This is a genomic window from Paenibacillus sp. DMB20 (genome assembly GCF_000987955.1).
GTDB lineage: Bacteria > Bacillota > Bacilli > Paenibacillales > Paenibacillaceae > Paenibacillus_AQ.
The window spans coordinates 54775-71422 of sequence record NZ_LAZU01000032.1; the positions used below are offsets into that span (position 1 = coordinate 54775).

The 16648-nt window shown below is 51.7% G+C and carries 17 protein-coding genes, 1 other RNA gene and 3 pseudogenes; 6 read left to right on the forward strand and 15 right to left on the reverse strand.

Features of this window, described 5'->3' with window-relative positions:
* Window positions 1–2 precede the first annotated feature (2 nt).
* Complete coding sequence (locus XI25_RS16080; RefSeq protein WP_200901441.1) at window positions 3–1097, reverse strand: quinone-dependent dihydroorotate dehydrogenase; 1095 nt, start codon at window positions 1095–1097, stop codon at window positions 3–5.
* Between the two features lie 184 nt (window positions 1098–1281).
* On the opposite strand from XI25_RS16080, the gene XI25_RS33750 reads away from it, so the two are divergent.
* The gene (locus XI25_RS33750) at window positions 1282–1419 is read left to right on the forward strand and encodes a hypothetical protein (RefSeq protein WP_200901437.1); all 138 of its coding nucleotides are present in this window, start codon (window positions 1282–1284) and stop codon (window positions 1417–1419) included.
* On the opposite strand, the gene XI25_RS34770 is transcribed toward XI25_RS33750, so the two are convergent.
* From XI25_RS34770 to XI25_RS16095, 4 genes are all read right to left on the reverse strand, one after another.
* Window positions 1416–1748 carry a L,D-transpeptidase gene (locus tag XI25_RS34770; RefSeq protein ID WP_327204801.1) on the reverse strand — a complete coding sequence of 111 codons (333 nt, stop codon included), beginning with the start codon at window positions 1746–1748 and terminating at the stop codon, window positions 1416–1418. The genes XI25_RS33750 and XI25_RS34770 overlap by 4 nt on opposite strands.
* Window positions 1749–1811: 63 nt before the next feature.
* Window positions 1812–2789 carry a hypothetical protein gene (locus XI25_RS16085; protein WP_235439922.1) on the reverse strand — a complete coding sequence of 326 codons (978 nt, stop codon included), beginning with the start codon at window positions 2787–2789 and terminating at the stop codon, window positions 1812–1814.
* Between the two features lie 230 nt (window positions 2790–3019).
* Complete coding sequence (locus tag XI25_RS16090; protein WP_046679470.1) at window positions 3020–3259, reverse strand: ferredoxin; 240 nt, start codon at window positions 3257–3259, stop codon at window positions 3020–3022.
* Between the two features lie 158 nt (window positions 3260–3417).
* Window positions 3418–4716, reverse strand: a complete 1299-nt coding sequence (locus tag XI25_RS16095) for a DNA polymerase IV (protein WP_082112394.1) — start codon at window positions 4714–4716, stop codon at window positions 3418–3420.
* A gap of 225 nt (window positions 4717–4941) precedes the next feature.
* Between XI25_RS16095 and cimA the strand changes: the two are divergent.
* Window positions 4942–6562 (forward strand): annotated as a pseudogene (gene cimA, locus XI25_RS16100) (citramalate synthase).
* 85 nt (window positions 6563–6647) lie between these two features.
* On the opposite strand, the gene XI25_RS35825 reads toward cimA, so the two are convergent.
* The 5 genes and pseudogenes from XI25_RS35825 to XI25_RS16120 all read right to left on the reverse strand — a co-directional run bounded on the left by XI25_RS35825 (window position 6648) and on the right by XI25_RS16120 (window position 10641).
* On the reverse strand, window positions 6648–6809 hold the full coding sequence (locus XI25_RS35825; RefSeq protein ID WP_268794523.1) for a TlpA family protein disulfide reductase: 162 nt from the start codon (window positions 6807–6809) through the stop codon (window positions 6648–6650).
* On the reverse strand, window positions 6802–7203 hold the full coding sequence (locus XI25_RS16105) for a TlpA disulfide reductase family protein (protein WP_268794524.1): 402 nt from the start codon (window positions 7201–7203) through the stop codon (window positions 6802–6804). The genes XI25_RS35825 and XI25_RS16105 overlap by 8 nt, the downstream gene beginning before the upstream one ends.
* Window positions 7204–7348: 145 nt before the next feature.
* Entirely contained in the window at window positions 7349–8089 is a 741-nt protein-coding gene (locus XI25_RS16110) for an exonuclease domain-containing protein (RefSeq protein ID WP_046679472.1), read from the reverse strand.
* Window positions 8086–9165: a DUF294 nucleotidyltransferase-like domain-containing protein gene (locus XI25_RS16115; protein ID WP_046679473.1), complete on the reverse strand. Its 1080-nt coding sequence runs from the start codon at window positions 9163–9165 to the stop codon at window positions 8086–8088. Before XI25_RS16115 ends, XI25_RS16110 begins: the two co-directional genes overlap by 4 nt.
* A 38-nt stretch (window positions 9166–9203) precedes the next feature.
* A pseudogene (locus tag XI25_RS16120) lies at window positions 9204–10641 on the reverse strand (ammonium transporter).
* A 325-nt stretch (window positions 10642–10966) separates the two neighbouring features.
* Between XI25_RS16120 and XI25_RS16125 the strand changes: the two are divergent.
* Together XI25_RS16125 and XI25_RS16130 are read left to right on the forward strand one after the other, a co-directional pair.
* Window positions 10967–11398, forward strand: a complete 432-nt coding sequence (locus XI25_RS16125) for a MerR family transcriptional regulator (RefSeq protein WP_046679549.1) — start codon at window positions 10967–10969, stop codon at window positions 11396–11398.
* Between the two features lie 32 nt (window positions 11399–11430).
* Window positions 11431–12111, forward strand: a complete 681-nt coding sequence (locus tag XI25_RS16130) for a zinc metallopeptidase (RefSeq protein WP_046679474.1) — start codon at window positions 11431–11433, stop codon at window positions 12109–12111.
* Between the two features lie 142 nt (window positions 12112–12253).
* Here the strand turns inward: XI25_RS16130 and XI25_RS16135 are convergent, their stop codons facing one another.
* A complete protein-coding gene (locus XI25_RS16135) occupies window positions 12254–13207 on the reverse strand; it encodes a LysR family transcriptional regulator (protein WP_046679475.1) in 954 nt (317 codons plus the stop codon).
* A 76-nt stretch (window positions 13208–13283) separates the two neighbouring features.
* Window positions 13284–13898, reverse strand: a complete 615-nt coding sequence (locus XI25_RS16140) for a rhomboid family intramembrane serine protease (RefSeq protein ID WP_046679476.1) — start codon at window positions 13896–13898, stop codon at window positions 13284–13286.
* Between the two features lie 122 nt (window positions 13899–14020).
* Here XI25_RS16140 and tpx point away from each other — a divergent pair, with 122 nt between their 5' ends.
* Window positions 14021–14539 (forward strand): thiol peroxidase, encoded by a 519-nt coding sequence (gene tpx / locus XI25_RS16145; protein WP_046679477.1) that lies wholly within the window; start codon window positions 14021–14023, stop codon window positions 14537–14539.
* A gap of 203 nt (window positions 14540–14742) precedes the next feature.
* On the opposite strand, the gene XI25_RS16150 is transcribed toward tpx, so the two are convergent.
* The 3 genes and pseudogenes from XI25_RS16150 to XI25_RS16155 form a co-directional block, all read right to left on the reverse strand.
* Complete coding sequence (locus XI25_RS16150) at window positions 14743–15135, reverse strand: DUF1499 domain-containing protein (RefSeq protein ID WP_046679478.1); 393 nt, start codon at window positions 15133–15135, stop codon at window positions 14743–14745.
* A 181-nt stretch (window positions 15136–15316) separates the two neighbouring features.
* Window positions 15317–15507: non-coding RNA, 6S RNA (gene ssrS / locus XI25_RS32230), on the reverse strand.
* 35 nt (window positions 15508–15542) lie between these two features.
* Window positions 15543–16353: pseudogene (locus XI25_RS16155) on the reverse strand (YesL family protein).
* A gap of 177 nt (window positions 16354–16530) precedes the next feature.
* Between XI25_RS16155 and XI25_RS32235 the strand changes: the two are divergent.
* Window positions 16531–16641, forward strand: coding sequence for a sporulation protein YjcZ (locus tag XI25_RS32235; protein WP_082112395.1), 111 nt, complete (start codon window positions 16531–16533; stop codon window positions 16639–16641).
* Window positions 16642–16648 lie beyond the last annotated feature (7 nt).

Here is a 16648-nt window from a genome sequence, read left to right on the forward strand (position 1 = left end):
CGTCAGCGATGGTCCGCTCCTACCGCTTGGGATATATGCGTATATCCGTCCCGTTTCAGGAGCTCCCTCAGGCCGGCATGCAGCCTGCGGTTCACCTCGGGTCCCTCATAGATGAGTGCTGTATAAATTTCCACCAGGCTTGCGCCCGCGCGGATTTTGTCGTAAGCGTCCTTGGCCGTGAAGATGCCTCCCGAGCCAATAATCGGCAAAGACCCGCCGGTCTGCCTGTAAATCCTCGATACGATTTCCGTCGACCGCTCCCGCAACGGCTTGCCGCTCAGGCCGCCCGTTTCTTTGGCGTTGTTATGGCTTAAACCCGCTCGGGACAGCGTGGTATTGGTAGCGATGATTCCGGATACCCCGCTGCGGGAAATCGTATCCACCATAAACTCCAGTTCCTCGTCGCTTACGTCCGGCGCAATTTTTACCAGAATGGCCTTCTGCCCTCCATGGAGCAGGGCCTGCTTGCCCATCTCCCCCATCACCGCTTCAAGCAGGGAAGACAGCTCGCTCCCGTGCTGCAGGCTGCGAAGATCCGGCGTATTCGGCGAGCTGATGTTCACCACAAAGAAATCCCCGTAAGGAAACAGCTCGCGGATGCAGGCTTCATAATCGCTGTGCGCGTCCTCGTTAGACGTCGCCTTGTTCTTTCCGATATTGACGGCAACCGGGATTCTCCGCTCCTTCAGCTGGGACAATCTGCGCGCCATGGCCTCGGCGCCTTCGTTGTTAAAGCCCATCCGGTTGATCAGCGCCTCATCGGTAGGCAGCCGGAACAACCGGGGGATTTCATTGCCCGGCTGTGCCTTCGGCGTGACCGTTCCTACCTCCATAAACCCAAAACCGATCGAGGAGAAACCTCTCACCGCTTTTCCGTTTTTATCCAATCCGGCGGCAAGGCCTACCGGCGTGGGAAAATGAACGCCAAACAAATCCACTGCCATATCGGGCGTTTCCTGTACGCCGTATATCCCCCGCATGGCCGCTTCGGCACCGGGCAGTTGGGCTGCCCGCTCGAGGCCTCCTACGACGAGATGATGCGCTTTTTCCGGATCCAATTTGAAAAATAAAGGCTTGCCTATGTTGCGGTACAGCACATCCATTCTTCCTCTCATGGCTTATAATTTCTCTATCCCTCAGTTTATCCGTTTCTGGAGGAAAAAGAAAGTTTTCTTCCCCATTTTGGCCTCTTGACGGGGAAGGGATGTTATAGCATTTTTTGGACAAACCCTATACAATGTAAGGGTATTTAACGATTATGACGGGAAGAGGAGAATGGATATGTCAGTAAAGCGTAAAAGACCTGCTCTGCAGCAAAAAAGAGAAGAAGTGAACAAAAGAGCCATCTTGTGGATCGGTACCGGCATCGCGCTGCTCATCGTGCTGATCATCGTGCTGATCCTTATCTCCCAGCCTTAATCCAACCAGTCATATACCTTATCGGGGTTCGTCTGGCCGGCGGCGGTTTTCAGGGAAAAGCGCTCCTTCGGAATGACCAGGTCATCCGGCAGAACCCCTTCCTCTATGCTCACCTTCGTTCCCATCGGAACAAGATCGAAGAGCTCTTCCACATCTTCCTTGAACATCCGGATGCATCCTTCCGACACGTTTCCCCCGATGCTGTCCACATCCTGCGTGCCGTGAATCGCGTAGTCCGTATCCGAGAGCTGCATCCCGCGGGATCCGTATGTACCCGTAGCCGTTCCGTTTGGATTCACGACCTTATCGCTGATATGGAAATCGCCCAGCGGCGTTTTATTGTCTTTCCCGAGGCCGACCTTGTAATTTCTTAATAAAAACGTCCCCGCTCGTCACCCCCCAGCCTGTGATTTTTTCCGATCGACGACAACGACCAGGGGATCTGTGAAAAACGGCTTCCCGTCAGGAGACGACCCGAGGCCGCCCGGCAAACGGGGAACTCCGGCCGCCTCCCCGCCTTTGCCCTGCTTCTTGCCGCTGTCCCTTGCATTCCTGCCGCTGACGAAATGCGGGAACAACGCCTTCATTTCCGGGGAACGCCCGGACAGCCAATTGTTCGGAAAAGGCTGCGCCAGTTCGTTTAAACTTTTCGGAAGCCTGCCCCGATCCTCGTGAAAGCGCCGGACGGCCTCCGATAAAACCGCGCCGTGAACTTGAATCTCCGCCCAGCCGGCCGCGGTTTTCGTAAGGGCGGCATCATCCGCGGGCTCGCAGCCGCACAGTTCCTTCGCCCCTTGGTAGGGACGGATGCCGATCACGCCGGATGGATCGCGGGTTATGCCGTACATCGCAGGCATGCCGCGTGACCAAATTTTCCAGCGACCGGCACGCTCCATGCCCAGCACGACCGAATGGGAAGGCAGCCGTGACGGCTTGTCCAGCAATCCGGACAACCCGTTTCCTTCCTTTCCTCCGCCAATGGCAGCAGCGGTAAATAAAGGCCCGTCGTACTCCTCATTTCCGTTCTTGTCCGGTTCGTCGTCCGTCCCTGCCGACTTCGCCTCAGGCAGCAGTTCGTCGAACGCTTCTGCCGCCAGCCTTTCGCCGGGATCGCCGGGCGCCCCGACGGAAGGGACGAGACAGAGAAGCAGGATTACGGCCGCAAGCAGCGCACGGCGGATTCTTTTGGCCCGCTTCTCCCTCTCTTTTTCAACCTGAAGCAGCCTCATCTCGTAATTTTTCCATATGTCCGCCGGAACCTTGCTGAGCTCGAAAGCTTCATATACTTCTTCCGCCCGGTTGAAGCAGTAATTGGCCTTGCCCTGTTCTCCGTTTCTTTCATAATCCTTGCCGAGCAGATACCAGGCCATTTTTATTATCGGGATGTGTTTCCACATAACGTTTGAGGTGCAACGAATTGCTCATCAGAACCTCCAAGCATCGCGTTTTTTTTCCTTCATCCATTTTATCGGCAAAATCGGGGGCTTTTCTTACAGCAAAAAAAAAACGCCCCTGCCCAAATAAGAAGCAGAGACGCCTGATGTTAATAATGCCTATTGATCTATTCCTAAACACCGCGGTAACAACCGCAGGAACATGGTTACTCTTCGTTAAAAGGCTCGTCCGCGATACGGATGGAGTCCGTAGGGCAACCGTCGCAGGCATCCTCCATGTCTTCATGCATGTCCTCGGGAATTTCGGTGCATCCCCGGTTGTTGTCTCCCCCGTAGATGACTTCGGCCAGGCCTTCGTCGTCATAATCATAAATATCGGGTGCCGTTGCTCCACAAGCGCCGCAAGCAATGCAGGTATCTTTATCTACCCATGTATACTTCGCCATAGTTTCTCTGCCTCCTGTATATCTAAAACATAAGCTGCGGTGCACATTCTGCCTTCGCACCATCTACATATTAATACAATTTATAAGGGAACACAAATGATTTTCCTAGAATTTTCCGACAATTCGAGGGCATTTCCGGTTAATTCCGGGTATTTCCGTCAGGATTCTTCATCGCTCGGTTTTTTGTTTCTGACAAAATCCATCTGCAGCGACGTTCCCCTCACCTTGTGGTTCCGGATCAGCGCAGAGGGGTCGTCCCCTAGCATCCCTGCCGTCAGCACCGCGCTTTCGCCGAACTTGTTCCGAAGCTCATCCATCACCCGCGTCAGCGATTCCTTCTTGGGCTGCTTCTCATAATCGAAAATATCCAGTTGAATGGCCGACTCCGCCTTTGGAGTCAGCTGCTGCAGCGTGATCCCGAGCAGCCTGAGCGGCTTGTCCCCGCTCCAGTGCGTTTCGTACAATAAACAGGCTTCCCGGTATATGTCCTCCGTATTCTCCGTGGGCGTGTTCAGATGCCGTGATCTTGTGATGGTCTTCATGTCGGGCGTCCTGAGCGTGATCTGAATGCCTCCCGCCATGAGCTCCTGTTTCCGAAGCCTGCGCCCTACCTGATCGCTCAAATTCAAGAAAACCCGCCTTACGTCTTCCACAGACGTAATGTCCGATGGAAGCGTCGTGGTATGCCCGATGGACTTGCTTCTCTCCCGCTCCGCGATCACGGGCGAGTGATCCACCCCGTTCGCCGCCTGCTTCATCCAACTGCCCATCACGCCGAATGCGCCCGTCAGCAGCCCCTCGTCCGCCGCGGCCAGTTGGCCGATGGTGACGATATTCAGTTTTCTCAGCTTCTCGGCCGTTTTCGAGCCGATCCCGAACAGCTCCTTGCAGGGCTTGCTCCAAAGCACTTTCGGAACGTCGCGGATTCTCAATATGGAGATGCCGTTCGGTTTTTTCATATCCGAGCCCATTTTAGCCAGCAGCTTGTTCGGCGCCACGCCGATCGAGCACGGCAGCGACAGCTCCTCCCGGATCCGCATTTGAATCTCTTCCGCGATCTGAAGCGGGGTGCCGAACTGCTTGGATCCCGTGATATCGAGGTAACACTCATCGATCGAGGTTGCTTCCAAAAGCGGCGTATACGCATAAGCGATATTCATGAATGCATTGGAATATTTGCGGTACAAATGAAAATCCGGTTGGATGAGAATGAGGTCGGGATCGATCCGCAGCGCCTGGCGGACATTCATTCCCGTCAGGATTCCCTTTGCCCTTGCCGCGTATGAGCAGGTCACGATAACCCCTTTTCGGAGCTCGACGCTGCCTGCAACGGCAGTCGCTTTCCCCCGGTAAACCTCAGGCTCCTCGGCTTCATGAACGGAGCAGTAAAAAGCGTTCATATCCACGTGAAGAATGACCCGTCCGCTTACCGGATAGTAATCGTCGACTTTTCCCACGATACATACCTTCTTCTTCATCATATTATTAAAGGCTGTTCAGAAAGTCGCCTTTTTGAACCCGCACTATAAACTGTACAACATATCTTTCCCTGCGGCTAAGGGTCAAGCCTGGGCAGTAAGGGGAAAATTTCAATTCTTTGTCACTTTGCAGCAAAGAGATGCTATAATGACAACATTATATCACTTCGTGGTCCATCCCGGACTTGCAAAAAGGAGGACATCATGTCTAAGTCTATTTCCATCTTTGATACGACGCTTCGCGACGGAACGCAAGGCGAAGGAATCAGCTTGTCGGCGGACGACAAAATTAAAATCGCCAAAAAGCTGGATGCTCTTGGTGTCCATTACATTGAAGGCGGCATCCCGGGAAGCAACAGCAAAGACATTGAATTTTTCAAAAGAGTGCAGGACCTCGGCCTGACTTCCAAAGTAACGGCATTCGGCAGCACGCGGCGCAAGGATTCCATAGCGGATCAGGATGCCAATCTCAGACGTATCCTTGAATCCGGCGTACAAGCCGCGACGCTGGTCGGAAAATCATGGGATTTCCATGTCCATACGGCACTGCAGACGACACTCGAAGAAAATCTGGCCATGATCTTTGATTCGGTTGCTTTTTTGAAGCGGCAAGGCCTTGAAGTGATTTTCGATGCGGAGCATTTTTTTCGACGGTTTCAAAAATAACCCGGAATATGCTGTTTCTGTGCTCTCCAAAGCACGCGACGCCGGTGCCGACTGGCTCGTGATGTGCGATACGAACGGCGGAACGCTTCCGCACGAAATTCATGAGATCGTAACCTCTTTAAACGGACGGCTTCCGGGGGCACCTCTAGGCATCCATACCCATAACGATTGCGAGCTGGCGGTCGCCAATACGTTAAGCGCCGTACAAGCCGGCGTCACCCATGTTCAGGGAACGATGAATGGATACGGGGAGCGCTGCGGCAATGCCAACTTATGCTCCATCATCCCGAACCTTCAGCTGAAGCTCGGTTATGACGTAATCGGCGAGCACAATATCGCCAACCTTACGAATACGGCCCGTTACGTCAGCGAGATCGCCAACGTGAACATGCCCGTAAACCAGCCGTATGTCGGCAATGCGGCTTTTGCCCATAAGGGCGGCATTCACGTTTCGGCGATTCTGCGCGACTCCAGAACGTACGAGCATATCGAGCCGGAGAAAGTCGGAAACAAGCAGCGCATACTCGTTTCCGAGCTGGCAGGGCAAAGCAACATTGTATCCAAAGCTCAGGATATGGGCCTGAACTTTGATCCGACAAGCGAACAATCCAAGCATGTCATCGGCAAGATTAAGGATCTGGAGCATCAGGGCTACCAATTTGAAGGGGCCGACGCCTCATTGGAGCTCCTCCTCCGTGAAGCGAGCGGGGAACTGCGGGAGCTGTTCACCTTTGAATCGTTCAAAATGCTCGTGGAAAAAACGGCGGGGCGGCCGGTTGTGTCGGAAGCCTTTGTCAAGATCAACGTGGCTGGTCAAAGCATATATACCGCCGGCGAAGGAAACGGACCGGTCAATGCGCTCGATAACGCGCTCCGGAAAGCGCTGCTGCAATACTTCCCTGCGCTTAAAGACATGCACTTGTCGGACTACAAGGTACGCGTTCTCGACGACAAGGACGCCACGGCTGCCAGAGTCCGGGTACTGATCGAATCCAAGAACGCAGAAAACTCATGGAACACCGTCGGCGTATCCGGCAATGTCATCGAAGCCAGCTGGGAAGCCCTTGTGGACAGTATGCGTTATGCGCTGCTGGGCCAGATTTCGCCGGAACAGACCGAAGACGAAAACGTGCCGCGGCCGGGTCTGGTGAATCTTTAATCATTGACTTCTCGTCCTTTTCTTATACTCAAACCAAAGAGCACATCCCGTTAACTTGAAGGGGTGTGCTCTTTTTGGTGAACCTTTAGGACCGGATCAGTTTTTTGATTTGTTTCTCCAAATCTTTGGGATTCGGGGCCCCCAAAATAATCTCCCGGATGACGCCGTTCCGGTCGATCAGGACATTTGTGGGAAATACTTTTCCCTTGTAGGTGTTTTCGAATACCTTTCCTTTCCGGTCAAGCATGATCGGATAGTTCAGGCCGAATTCCTCGATAAAGGCCCGCGCCTTTTTTTTCATTGTCGTATTTCGTCACGTTGATGCCGTAAACGTCCAGGTCATCCGCATATTGCGCGGCAAGCTTTACAAGCTCCGGTGCCTCTTGCTTGCAAGGGTCGCACCAAGACGCCCAAAAATTAATGAGCAGCGCCTTATCCCTGGCACCGCCGACGGAATATGTTTTTCCATCCAAACCTTGAGCGGTAAAAGGGGGAGCCAGAAGGCCCGCTTTTGCGCCCGTTTCCGTGGGGAGCGGCTGCTCCGGGTTGAACACCGCTTCAATCCGGTCCCCTGCCTGGTTATAGATAACCGCAGCCGCCGCAAACAGGATAATCGCCAGTATGATCAAGTTACGTTTCATGGGCCGTTTCCTTTGCTGGTTTACTTTTTTATAGTCCTTATTGTACCCTGAACGCCATAACTTTCAAACCCGGTTTTTCGAATATCCCTCAATATAAACGGAAGGACATCTTAGATTGAATGACAGCCTCAGCGGACCGTTGGCCTTAGATTCCGCTTAAATAAACGTACAGATCTCCCAGCGTCTCCACCTTCCCCTGCTCCTGGATTTCCTTTATATAAGAAGTCCACAGTCTTGCAGTCATGAACGCATCAGAAAGCGCGTGATGCCGTCCCTCGATCGGGATTCCTTTCTCGTGGAGCAGATCATCCAAAGCATAGGTCCCAAGCTCGGGATACAACCGACGGGCCAGCATCATCGTATCCAACAAACGGTGAGTCAGTCGGACTTTGGATGTTTTCCATAGGGCAGCATTGAGAAATGCTTTATCATGCCCGGCCGCATGGGCTACCAGAACCCGCCCTTCCACAAAAGCCATGAAGTCGCGCAGCCCTTCGGTTAACGGGGGAGAGGCATCAACCATGGACTGGGTGATTCCCGTCAGTCGCGTTATCGTTTCAGGAACAGCCGTACCGCTGTTAACGATCATATGAAAGGATGGCTCCTGAAGAATGACTGTGCCTTCCGTCCGAGCCGCTCCAAACGATAGGATCTCATCACCGCGCTGATGGGCGAAGCCCGTCGTCTCCAGATCAAACACCACGGTTTCCAGCTCGTTCAAGGGAGTTCCAAGCGCCTCCGGCCGCCGCCGCTCCCTCATCAGCGAGCGGATAAACGCGATTTGCTGGGCTGAGGGGCCGCCTTTCATGGATGCTAACGCCGAATGTATATCACCCATGCGCAGAGACCGCCAAAATCCTCCGCCGGACTCTCCAGGGTCCCTCAAAGTCCTTTTCGCTCCGCCAGACGAAGTTCTCTAAGCATCGCTCGGTGTATCCGGCGCACAACACCCAGCGTATCCCTCAGCTCGTACAGCACCTTTTTATTCTTAAGCTGTTCTTTCAGCAAATAACCGCTGCTGCCGACAAGTCCGTCCTGGATTCGCAGCGGCGTGTCGTTCCGCATTTTCAGGGCAATCATAAAAGCATGCTGCGCATTTTCCAGAAGCAGGCTTCCTCCCTCCAGCAGCATGATCCGTTCCAGACGGCGGAGGGTGGAGGTTTCCGCAATCCCGCGCTGAAGCGCCATGGTTCGTATACTGTTTACGAGGGGAATATATACGCCATACTTGACATCGAAATCGCCGGCATGTTCACCGAATCTTTCGGTTACAATCTGCCCCATCACGTTGAGGGTCGCTTTGTGGCGAACGGTATTGCGAAGCAGTGCCGGTATGATATCCGTATTGTTCAGGACGCAGCTATGAAAATGACGGGCCCAAGCCTCCGACAGCTCCCTGCTTCCCGCAACATGGCGCATGTCGGAGGCAATGATCAAATGCCGGGTCGGTTCCCATACATGGTCGGCGCTCCATTCCTCCAGCTGCCGTTTCCACTCGGAGATTTTCATATTCCAGGCCGGTTCGGAACACATTACTTTGCCCTTGCATTTAGGATAACCGGCCGTCTCGAGCATATTGGACAACCGTGTTCCAAACCGGCGGAAATATATGACGGCATTGCCTTCCAGCTCATCCTCGATGATCAAGCCGTTGTCCTGATCGCTCCATAACGTGGCCTCCCGCCTTCCGCAACTCCCGAAGGCCACAAAGGCATAACGGGCGGGAGGCCGGCCAAAGCCAGCCTCATTCATCTCCCGCTCGCACAGGAAAACCGCCCTCTGCCCAACCTCGTCATGCATTCGGTTCACCAGATTTATCCAAAACGCCGGTTCCGCCCCGTTTTTGATTTCCAGAAGTTTATTTTGCCCGGATATCCGGGCTTCCCTCAATTCTTGAGCCGTTCCCGCCATCCGGATTTCCGGGAACCCGGGGTTCGGATCATATGATATCAGAGGTTTCATGAAGCTTCCTCCCCGCGACGGATTTTTTTTACGTTCCGCTAAATCGCCGGCTCGCTTCCGTGTATGCTCTTTGGGATACCGGGAAGCTCGTTAGCCTTTGACTCCGACTCGGCCAGCAGCTTCATTTGCTCAGGATAACCGTACGTGCCGTGTTCACTGATATCCAGGCCCATGAGTTCTTCTTCTTCCGTAACCCGAATGCCCATCGTCACTTTCATCAATCCGAGGATAAGGTAGGAGAGAACGAGCACGAACGCGAACGTTCCGGCAAGCCCGAGAAGCTGAACACCAAGCTGTCCGAAGCCCCCTCCGTAGAAAAGGCCTGCATCCCCTATACCGGTTATTTCAACCAGGCGGGGAGAAGCAAACAAACCCGTGGAAACCGCCCCCCCACATCCCGGCAACCCCGTGCACCGAGAAAGCATAGACCGGATCGTCAACCCCTTTGCGTTCAAACCATTGTGCCGAGAAAAAAGTAACGCTGCCCGCAACCGCGCCGATCACGACGGCTGCCCAAGGCTCAACAAAAGCGCAGGCCCCGGTGATGGCTACAAAAGCGGCAAGAATTCCGTTCAACATGCTTGGAATATCCGCCTTGCCAAGAACCGCCCATGAGATGAGCAGAGCTGCCAAAGCGCCTGCAGCTGCAGCAATGTTGGTGTTCAGGGCAACGAAACCGAAGAATCCGTCCATCAGGGCCGAAATCGTGCTTCCCGGATTGAAGCCGAACCAGCCGATCCAGATCATGAGGACGCCAAGCACCGACAGTACCTGGTTATGCCCTGGAATGCTGTTCGGTTTTCCGTCCTTGTTGTATTTGCCGAGACGCGGCTTTAACATAACGGTTGCGACAAGAGCCGCGGTAGCGCCGGTTAAATGCACGACCGTCGAACCGGCAAAATCCTGCATGCCCAGGCTTCCAAGCCAGCCGCCGCCCCATACCCAATGAGCGACAACAGGATAAATCACGATGGAAAACAATATGCCGAAAATGATATAGACACTCAGCTTGGCACGCTCCGCCATTCCCCCGCAGGCGATCGCCAGAGACACGGCTGCAAAAGACAGATGGAATAAAAACATGATCGTTGTAGGGACATCGTAAGCCGAGAAGGCGGAAAACGATGCTGCCATGTTATCGCCGCTGAGGAAGAAGCCTTCCAATCCGAAAAAACGGTTGCCGTTTCCGAAAGCCAGGCCAAAACCAAGCGCCCAGAACGATACGATGCTGATCCCGAAAGTCAGGACCGTTTTGCCGGCGACATGACCGGCATTCTTCATTCTTACCGAGCCCGCTTCCAGCAGCGCAAAACCGGCCTGCATGAAAAACACCAGCAGGGCGGCTAAAAACACAAACACCGAGTTAAGCCCGGATTGCAGCTGCATATTGGTAGCCGCCCCTTCTGCAAAGGCGCTTACCGGAAAGGAAGTCATGGTACCCAGCGTTAAGAATACACCCAAACTTCTTTTTTTCATTTGCCCCACTCCTTAATGTTAGTTTTCATTACACAATCCATCGTTTTACGTATTATATACATTGAAACGTAAGGTTTACAATGCTCTTCTGAAAAAAAAGACGAAATAATCCATATTATATGTTATATAATCTAACACAATAGATGTTTGTTATTTGTTTCCATGATGTGAAATTTTCTGAAATTCACTGAAATTTACGGTTATTTTCAAAAGTATGACGTTTGACTGTACGGTTCATATTCATGTATCATATTTTTATCGGGAGTTAATATCATAATCATACAGGCCTGCGAGGTGATCGAACGTGGGAAGTTTGAGCGGACACATGAATCTGTACCGCATCGGCGAATTGGCCAAGGCTGCCGGAATCAGTGAAAGAACAATCGACTATTATACGAAGCTCGGGTTGATTAATCCGGAGAAGCGGACGTTGAAAAATTATCGTTTGTACAATCATGAAACCTTGACCACGCTGAAACGTATTAATCAACTTAAACAAGAGAAATATACCCTCGAAGAGATCAAGGATATGTTGGAACGCTGGAGAACGGTTGCCGAAGAATCCGAGGTTACGGATAAACTGACCCAGCTCGAAATCCAGATTCAGAAGCTTGAACGGGAGGTTAACGAGATTAATCCTCTATTAAAGGAGCTAAAGCCCAATCAGGCCCGCGCCGCATTATCCAATATCCTTCCCAAAGGGGCGGCTTGCATCGAGTCGCTGCAAATCTTGCTTAACCACTTTACATCCATGTAAAGCTGCATAATAAAAGAGTGGAGGTATGAACCATGTATTTTGACGGTATGTATATTCTCATCATTATTGCTTTTATTTTCTCCTTGTGGGCACAGTTCCGGGTTAAGGGCACGTTTAACAAATGGGCACAGGTGGAGAACGGGAGCGGAATGACCGGTTATGACGCTGCCCGTCATATGCTGGATGCCAACGGTCTTCATGACGTGCCGATCGAACCCGTTCCCGGCGCCTTGTCCGACCACTACGATCCGATTCACCGAGTTGTGCGTCTGTCCGAACCGGTCTACTACGAACGCTCCATAGCCGCCGTATCGGTTGCATGTCACGAAGTGGGCCATGCTATTCAGCATAAAGTAAGCTACCCGATGCTGGTCGCACGCCACAAAATGTTCCCGATTGTCAATTTCGCGTCCGGCATCGCGCCATTCCTGTTGATCGCCGGCATTTTGTTCCAGGCTTTCAACCTGATCGGCCTCGGCATAATCTTCTTCTCGGCCGCCGTTGCTTTCCAGCTCGTCACATTGCCGGTCGAATTCAATGCCAGCAACCGTGCCCGCGAGATCATGGTTTCGGAAGGCTACATTACGAATGAGGAAGAACGCGGCGTTGCCAAAGTACTGAATGCAGCGGCCCTTACCTACGTGGCTGCCGCCCTGCTCTCTCTGCTGGAACTTCTTCGTTACATCATGATTTTTGCGAACAGCCGTGAGTAATGGTTAAGAAAAAAAGGTTACCGTTCAGTAAGAACGGTAACCTTTTTTATGCTTTCCAAGATATAACAAGAGTTGAATCCCCGATAGACCGGCATCTCTTGATGAATTAGCTAAACGGCCGTACCTCAAAGGGCAATGACATCTATCCCTTGCCCTTGCCGTCCAGAACGGTGCCGGAGAGCCCTTCCTTCTTCGGCTGGGCACCCGCCCCCAGCCCGAAATACTGAAGAAGGAATTTCCGGAACGCCTGAGCTACCGGGGGCAGCTTTTCATCAGCCCGGTGAATCAACCCGATGGAACGCGTGACCTTCGGCTCCGTAATCCTCACTCTTGCCGGCTGCAGCGGATTGGTCTGGAACAAGGCCATTTCCGGAAGAAGACTGACCCCCATTCCGGCCGCTACCAAACCGCGGATCGTATCCGTCTCTTCGCCTTCAAAGGCGATTTTCGGGGTAAACCCGGCCTCCAGGCAGGCATGCCATACAATCGGACGCAAGGAATATCCCTTGCTGAACAGGACAAAGCGCTCATCCTTCAGCTGCTCCAGCCTGATCTCCTTCTCCCCCGCGAGCGGATGATTGGGAGGCAGAATGGCGAACAGCTCCTCAGTCAGAACGACATCCCCTGCGACCTGGTCATGGCGGTCCGGAAAAGGCGACACAAACGCCAAATCAACCTCCGCCGAAATGACGTCCCGGATTAACGTCGGAAACATCCCCTGTTTGAATCGAAACTTCACGTTCGGATATTTTTGCCGAAATTCCGCAACAACGGACGGAATCAGATGGATGCCGAGACTGTGCGGAAATCCGATCCGGATTTCACCCTGCTCGGGATCCAAAAACTCATGTATTTCAGCGACCGCACGGTCCAGATCCTTCATGATACCTTCAACCCGTTTGCAGAACAATTGCCCTACAGGCGTTAACTGCAGGTTGCGTCCTTTTTGCATGAACAGGTTAACGCCCAACTCTTCTTCCAGCTGGTGGATCTGACGGCTCACGGCAGACTGGGCCACATGAAGCTCCTCCGCTGCCTGGGTAACGTGCTCTTTCTGCGCAACCTTAACAAAGTATTGCAACTGTCTTAATTCCACGCGATATTCGCTCCATTCTGCATTCCCTCAAGCTTTTGCTTAGTACCTATACTATGACCTTCGGGCCAAAGCCGAATCAAGTCCGGCGCCTAAAGAGCCGGATCATCAGACCGTAAATGAAAAATCCGCCAACCATGCCGCCAAGGTGGGCCATCCAGCCGATATTCGGCATAAAGGAGAATAACAGACCCATAATCAGCAGCGTGTAAAGCATCTTTCGGGAGGCTTCGTCCATCATGGACCGCTGAAACAGTGCTATATACAAGAATGCACCATATACGCCGTAGATCGCGCCGGAAGCGCCCACAAGCCAAGCAAGCTCTCCCACACGTTCATAATAAGCGATGCTGAGCACGTTTCCCAACACCCCGCTGAACAGATACAGAATCGCGTACCGGAAGCTTCCCAGAATACGCTCCAGCGGCGGCGTGATGACGAGCAAGGCAAAGCTGTTAAAAAACAGATGGTCAAAACCGTTATGCAAAAACACCGCTGCAATATAACGCCACCATTCATCGCGAAACGGGTCTACGCTGACAAGAGCCCCGAATTCAATCATGGTCTCCGGGTCCCTTGATCCGCCGTTAAACGTCACGATAAGAAACATGACAACGTTGGCCACTAACAACAGGGACGTAAACGGATAGTAACGCAAATAATTTTTCCAATTTTCATAGCGAATAAATATCATGGCATCCTCCTAACCCGAAAGCCGGGCTCAGGATATCCTTAGTGGACATTCCCTTTTTAAAAATATTATAATGTACCATGAACCTGATCACCAAACTTTGATATTCGAGGAGGAGATTTTTCATGGCTCAAGAACGTACGGGCGTCGCCACGTTTAAAGGCAACCCTATTACTCTAATCGGTCCCCAACTTCAGGCTGGCGATGCAGCGCCTGATTTTACGGTCAGCAAAAATCTGCTGGAAGACGTATCACTGAAAGATTTTGCAGGCAAAATCAAGCTGATCAGCGTTGTGCCTTCACTCGATACCGGCGTATGCGATGCTCAAACCCGCCGCTTTAACGAGGAAGCTGCCGGACTCGGAGAAGATGTTGTTATCCTTACCATCAGTGCCGACCTTCCATTCGCGCAGGCCCGCTGGTGCGGAGCTGCCGGGGTGGACCGGGTCGTAACCCTGTCCGATTACAAGACCCGCTCCTTCGGTCAAGCCTACGGCGTGCTGATCAAGGAATTCCAGCTTGACATGCGCTCGATCTTTGTCGTGGATCAAAACGATAAAATCGCCTATGTGGAATACCTTGCCGAAATGACCGAGCATCCGAATTACGAAGCAGCCGTTGAGGCCGTTAAAGCGTTGCGGTAAAACTTTGTCATTACATACCAAGCCGCACTTTTAAAAAGCGGGAGAGCTGCTCTCCCGCTTTTTTATGTTTTCGAAATATAAGACGTTGATGGGGCATGCCCAATTTCGTTTTTCGGATTTCATTTACGCTTTCCTTGTATTTCGCAGAAACGCCGTCGCCCTTCGCTAATAAGGGGACGACGGAGTTGTTTCTGCATGTGGGTTTAGGCGTCAATCTTATGTTTGGCAAGCTTTTTGTCCAGGACCGAAAATAAGTTCAAAATGACGCGATAGTTGGCACCCAGGTCACCCAGTGAGCCGCGGGATGCCGAATACATATCGATAGCGGACCGCACCGGATTGATCCCCAGCACGGATACCGTAATATCAAGCGTTCGTCCGAAAGAGGTTTTCTTCTCCAGCGTGATTTCGCCAACGGATGGAACCTCATGCAGCACTTTGTAGCCCGGGATCTTCTTTAAAGTCGAGGATACCTCTTCAAAGCATTTCTCCTTGGAGAGATTGTAGTAACGCGTTTTCAGTTTGGGGTCTTTAGCACGGTCGCTTGTGCCGTCATAGCTGCGCACGATACCCGCTAAAACTCGTTTTAATGACAAAGACCGTTCCTCCTTTATAAATGACCGTTCCCTTTTCACTCTCTAGTTTAACACTGTTTAGGCTTTCAGCAAACCTTTATTCCCAAGTAAAATCACTCTTTCGCATATCTCTGCCATATGCAAAAAAGCGCCCCTTGCCTTCAAACGATTCGAAGGAAGAGGCGCCCGCTCATATGTGTTCTAGAAACCCGCCTATGCCGTCCGGTAACATTGTCTTCGAACCTGCATTAGCAGGTGGGTGATCGCAAAACCGTTTTTGAATTCCCCTTGTCGTATAGACAGGGCTTTTCAGCCACGATTCGATGTTGATCTCCCTAGACATCGTCATTGGTTCAAAACAACGGAATACCGAAACGCACATCGCAGGATGTAGTCTTATTATAGGGGCTTTTTTCGAAAAAGTAAACCTACAATTTGCGTTGATCCGACTCTTTATCCTCGGATTTAACCGTATCCATGCTTTCCAGAAGGGCTTGTTCGGCGGATTCCTCCTCTTCCAGCTGCTTCATGCGTTCGGCTTGCTCCTGCATCTTCAGGTACGTTGCGTAGAAGTTAAAGAAGGCTAGCAGCGCCATTAACGAGAACAAGAAAAAGATGAACAGCACGAACATTTTCATTCCAATAAATACCAATATAGCGCTTCCCGCCAGTGTCGAAAAGACGCGAAACGGACGGATAAGCGTAAGCAGAATCGCATTTTTCAGCAATTGTCGCGTCTTCATCTCATAATGCACGGCCATGGAAAAGAAATTGAACATCGACACGAACAGGACAAGCAGAAGCACGAGCATTACGATGCCGACAAGCTGGAAGCCCTTAAGCTGCGTCATGTAAACCGTGTAGTCCACATACATAATAACGAACAGAAGCGTATATACGATACCGCCGATCATGGCCTGTTTGTAATTTTCCTTGTAGCCTTTAAAAAAAAGTTTTAAAGATCGGAATATCCGGATCCCCCATAACCCACTTTCTTACGACCGTGAACAACGCGGCCGTAGCGGGAAACAACAAAAACGGCGCCAAGATCCCCAAAATCCAGTTGGACAGAATTTGCTCGTTGTGCGCATCCGGCGTCTGGGTCATCATCAGGAATTTCGTAAACAAAATAAATAGAAAAGGCGAAGAACACAACACCCACAATATATTAGAAAAAGCGATGCGGGTAATCCACTCGGTAACTTTGTATAAGCCACCCATGGCTCCTTTCATTTCCAAAACGTTTCCTCCTCACTAAAGTTGCCTGTATCTATTAATATACCTTATTTTGCACATCCATGACCAGAGCCTAATTTGCCTTAAACGGGCTGCAGTCCATACCGGAAAGCGAAAGCTCCCATACTATAGGGACGTAACACCAATTAATAATCCTTAAGGAAAAGGAGCTGAAGTTTCATGTCTTGTTCAGGTTCAGGTGCTGGTTATGGTTATGGTTACGGTTCTACCGTAGGTATCATCCTTGTCCTTTTCATCCTGCTGGTCATTATCACTCGTGCTTTCATCTAAATTAAAA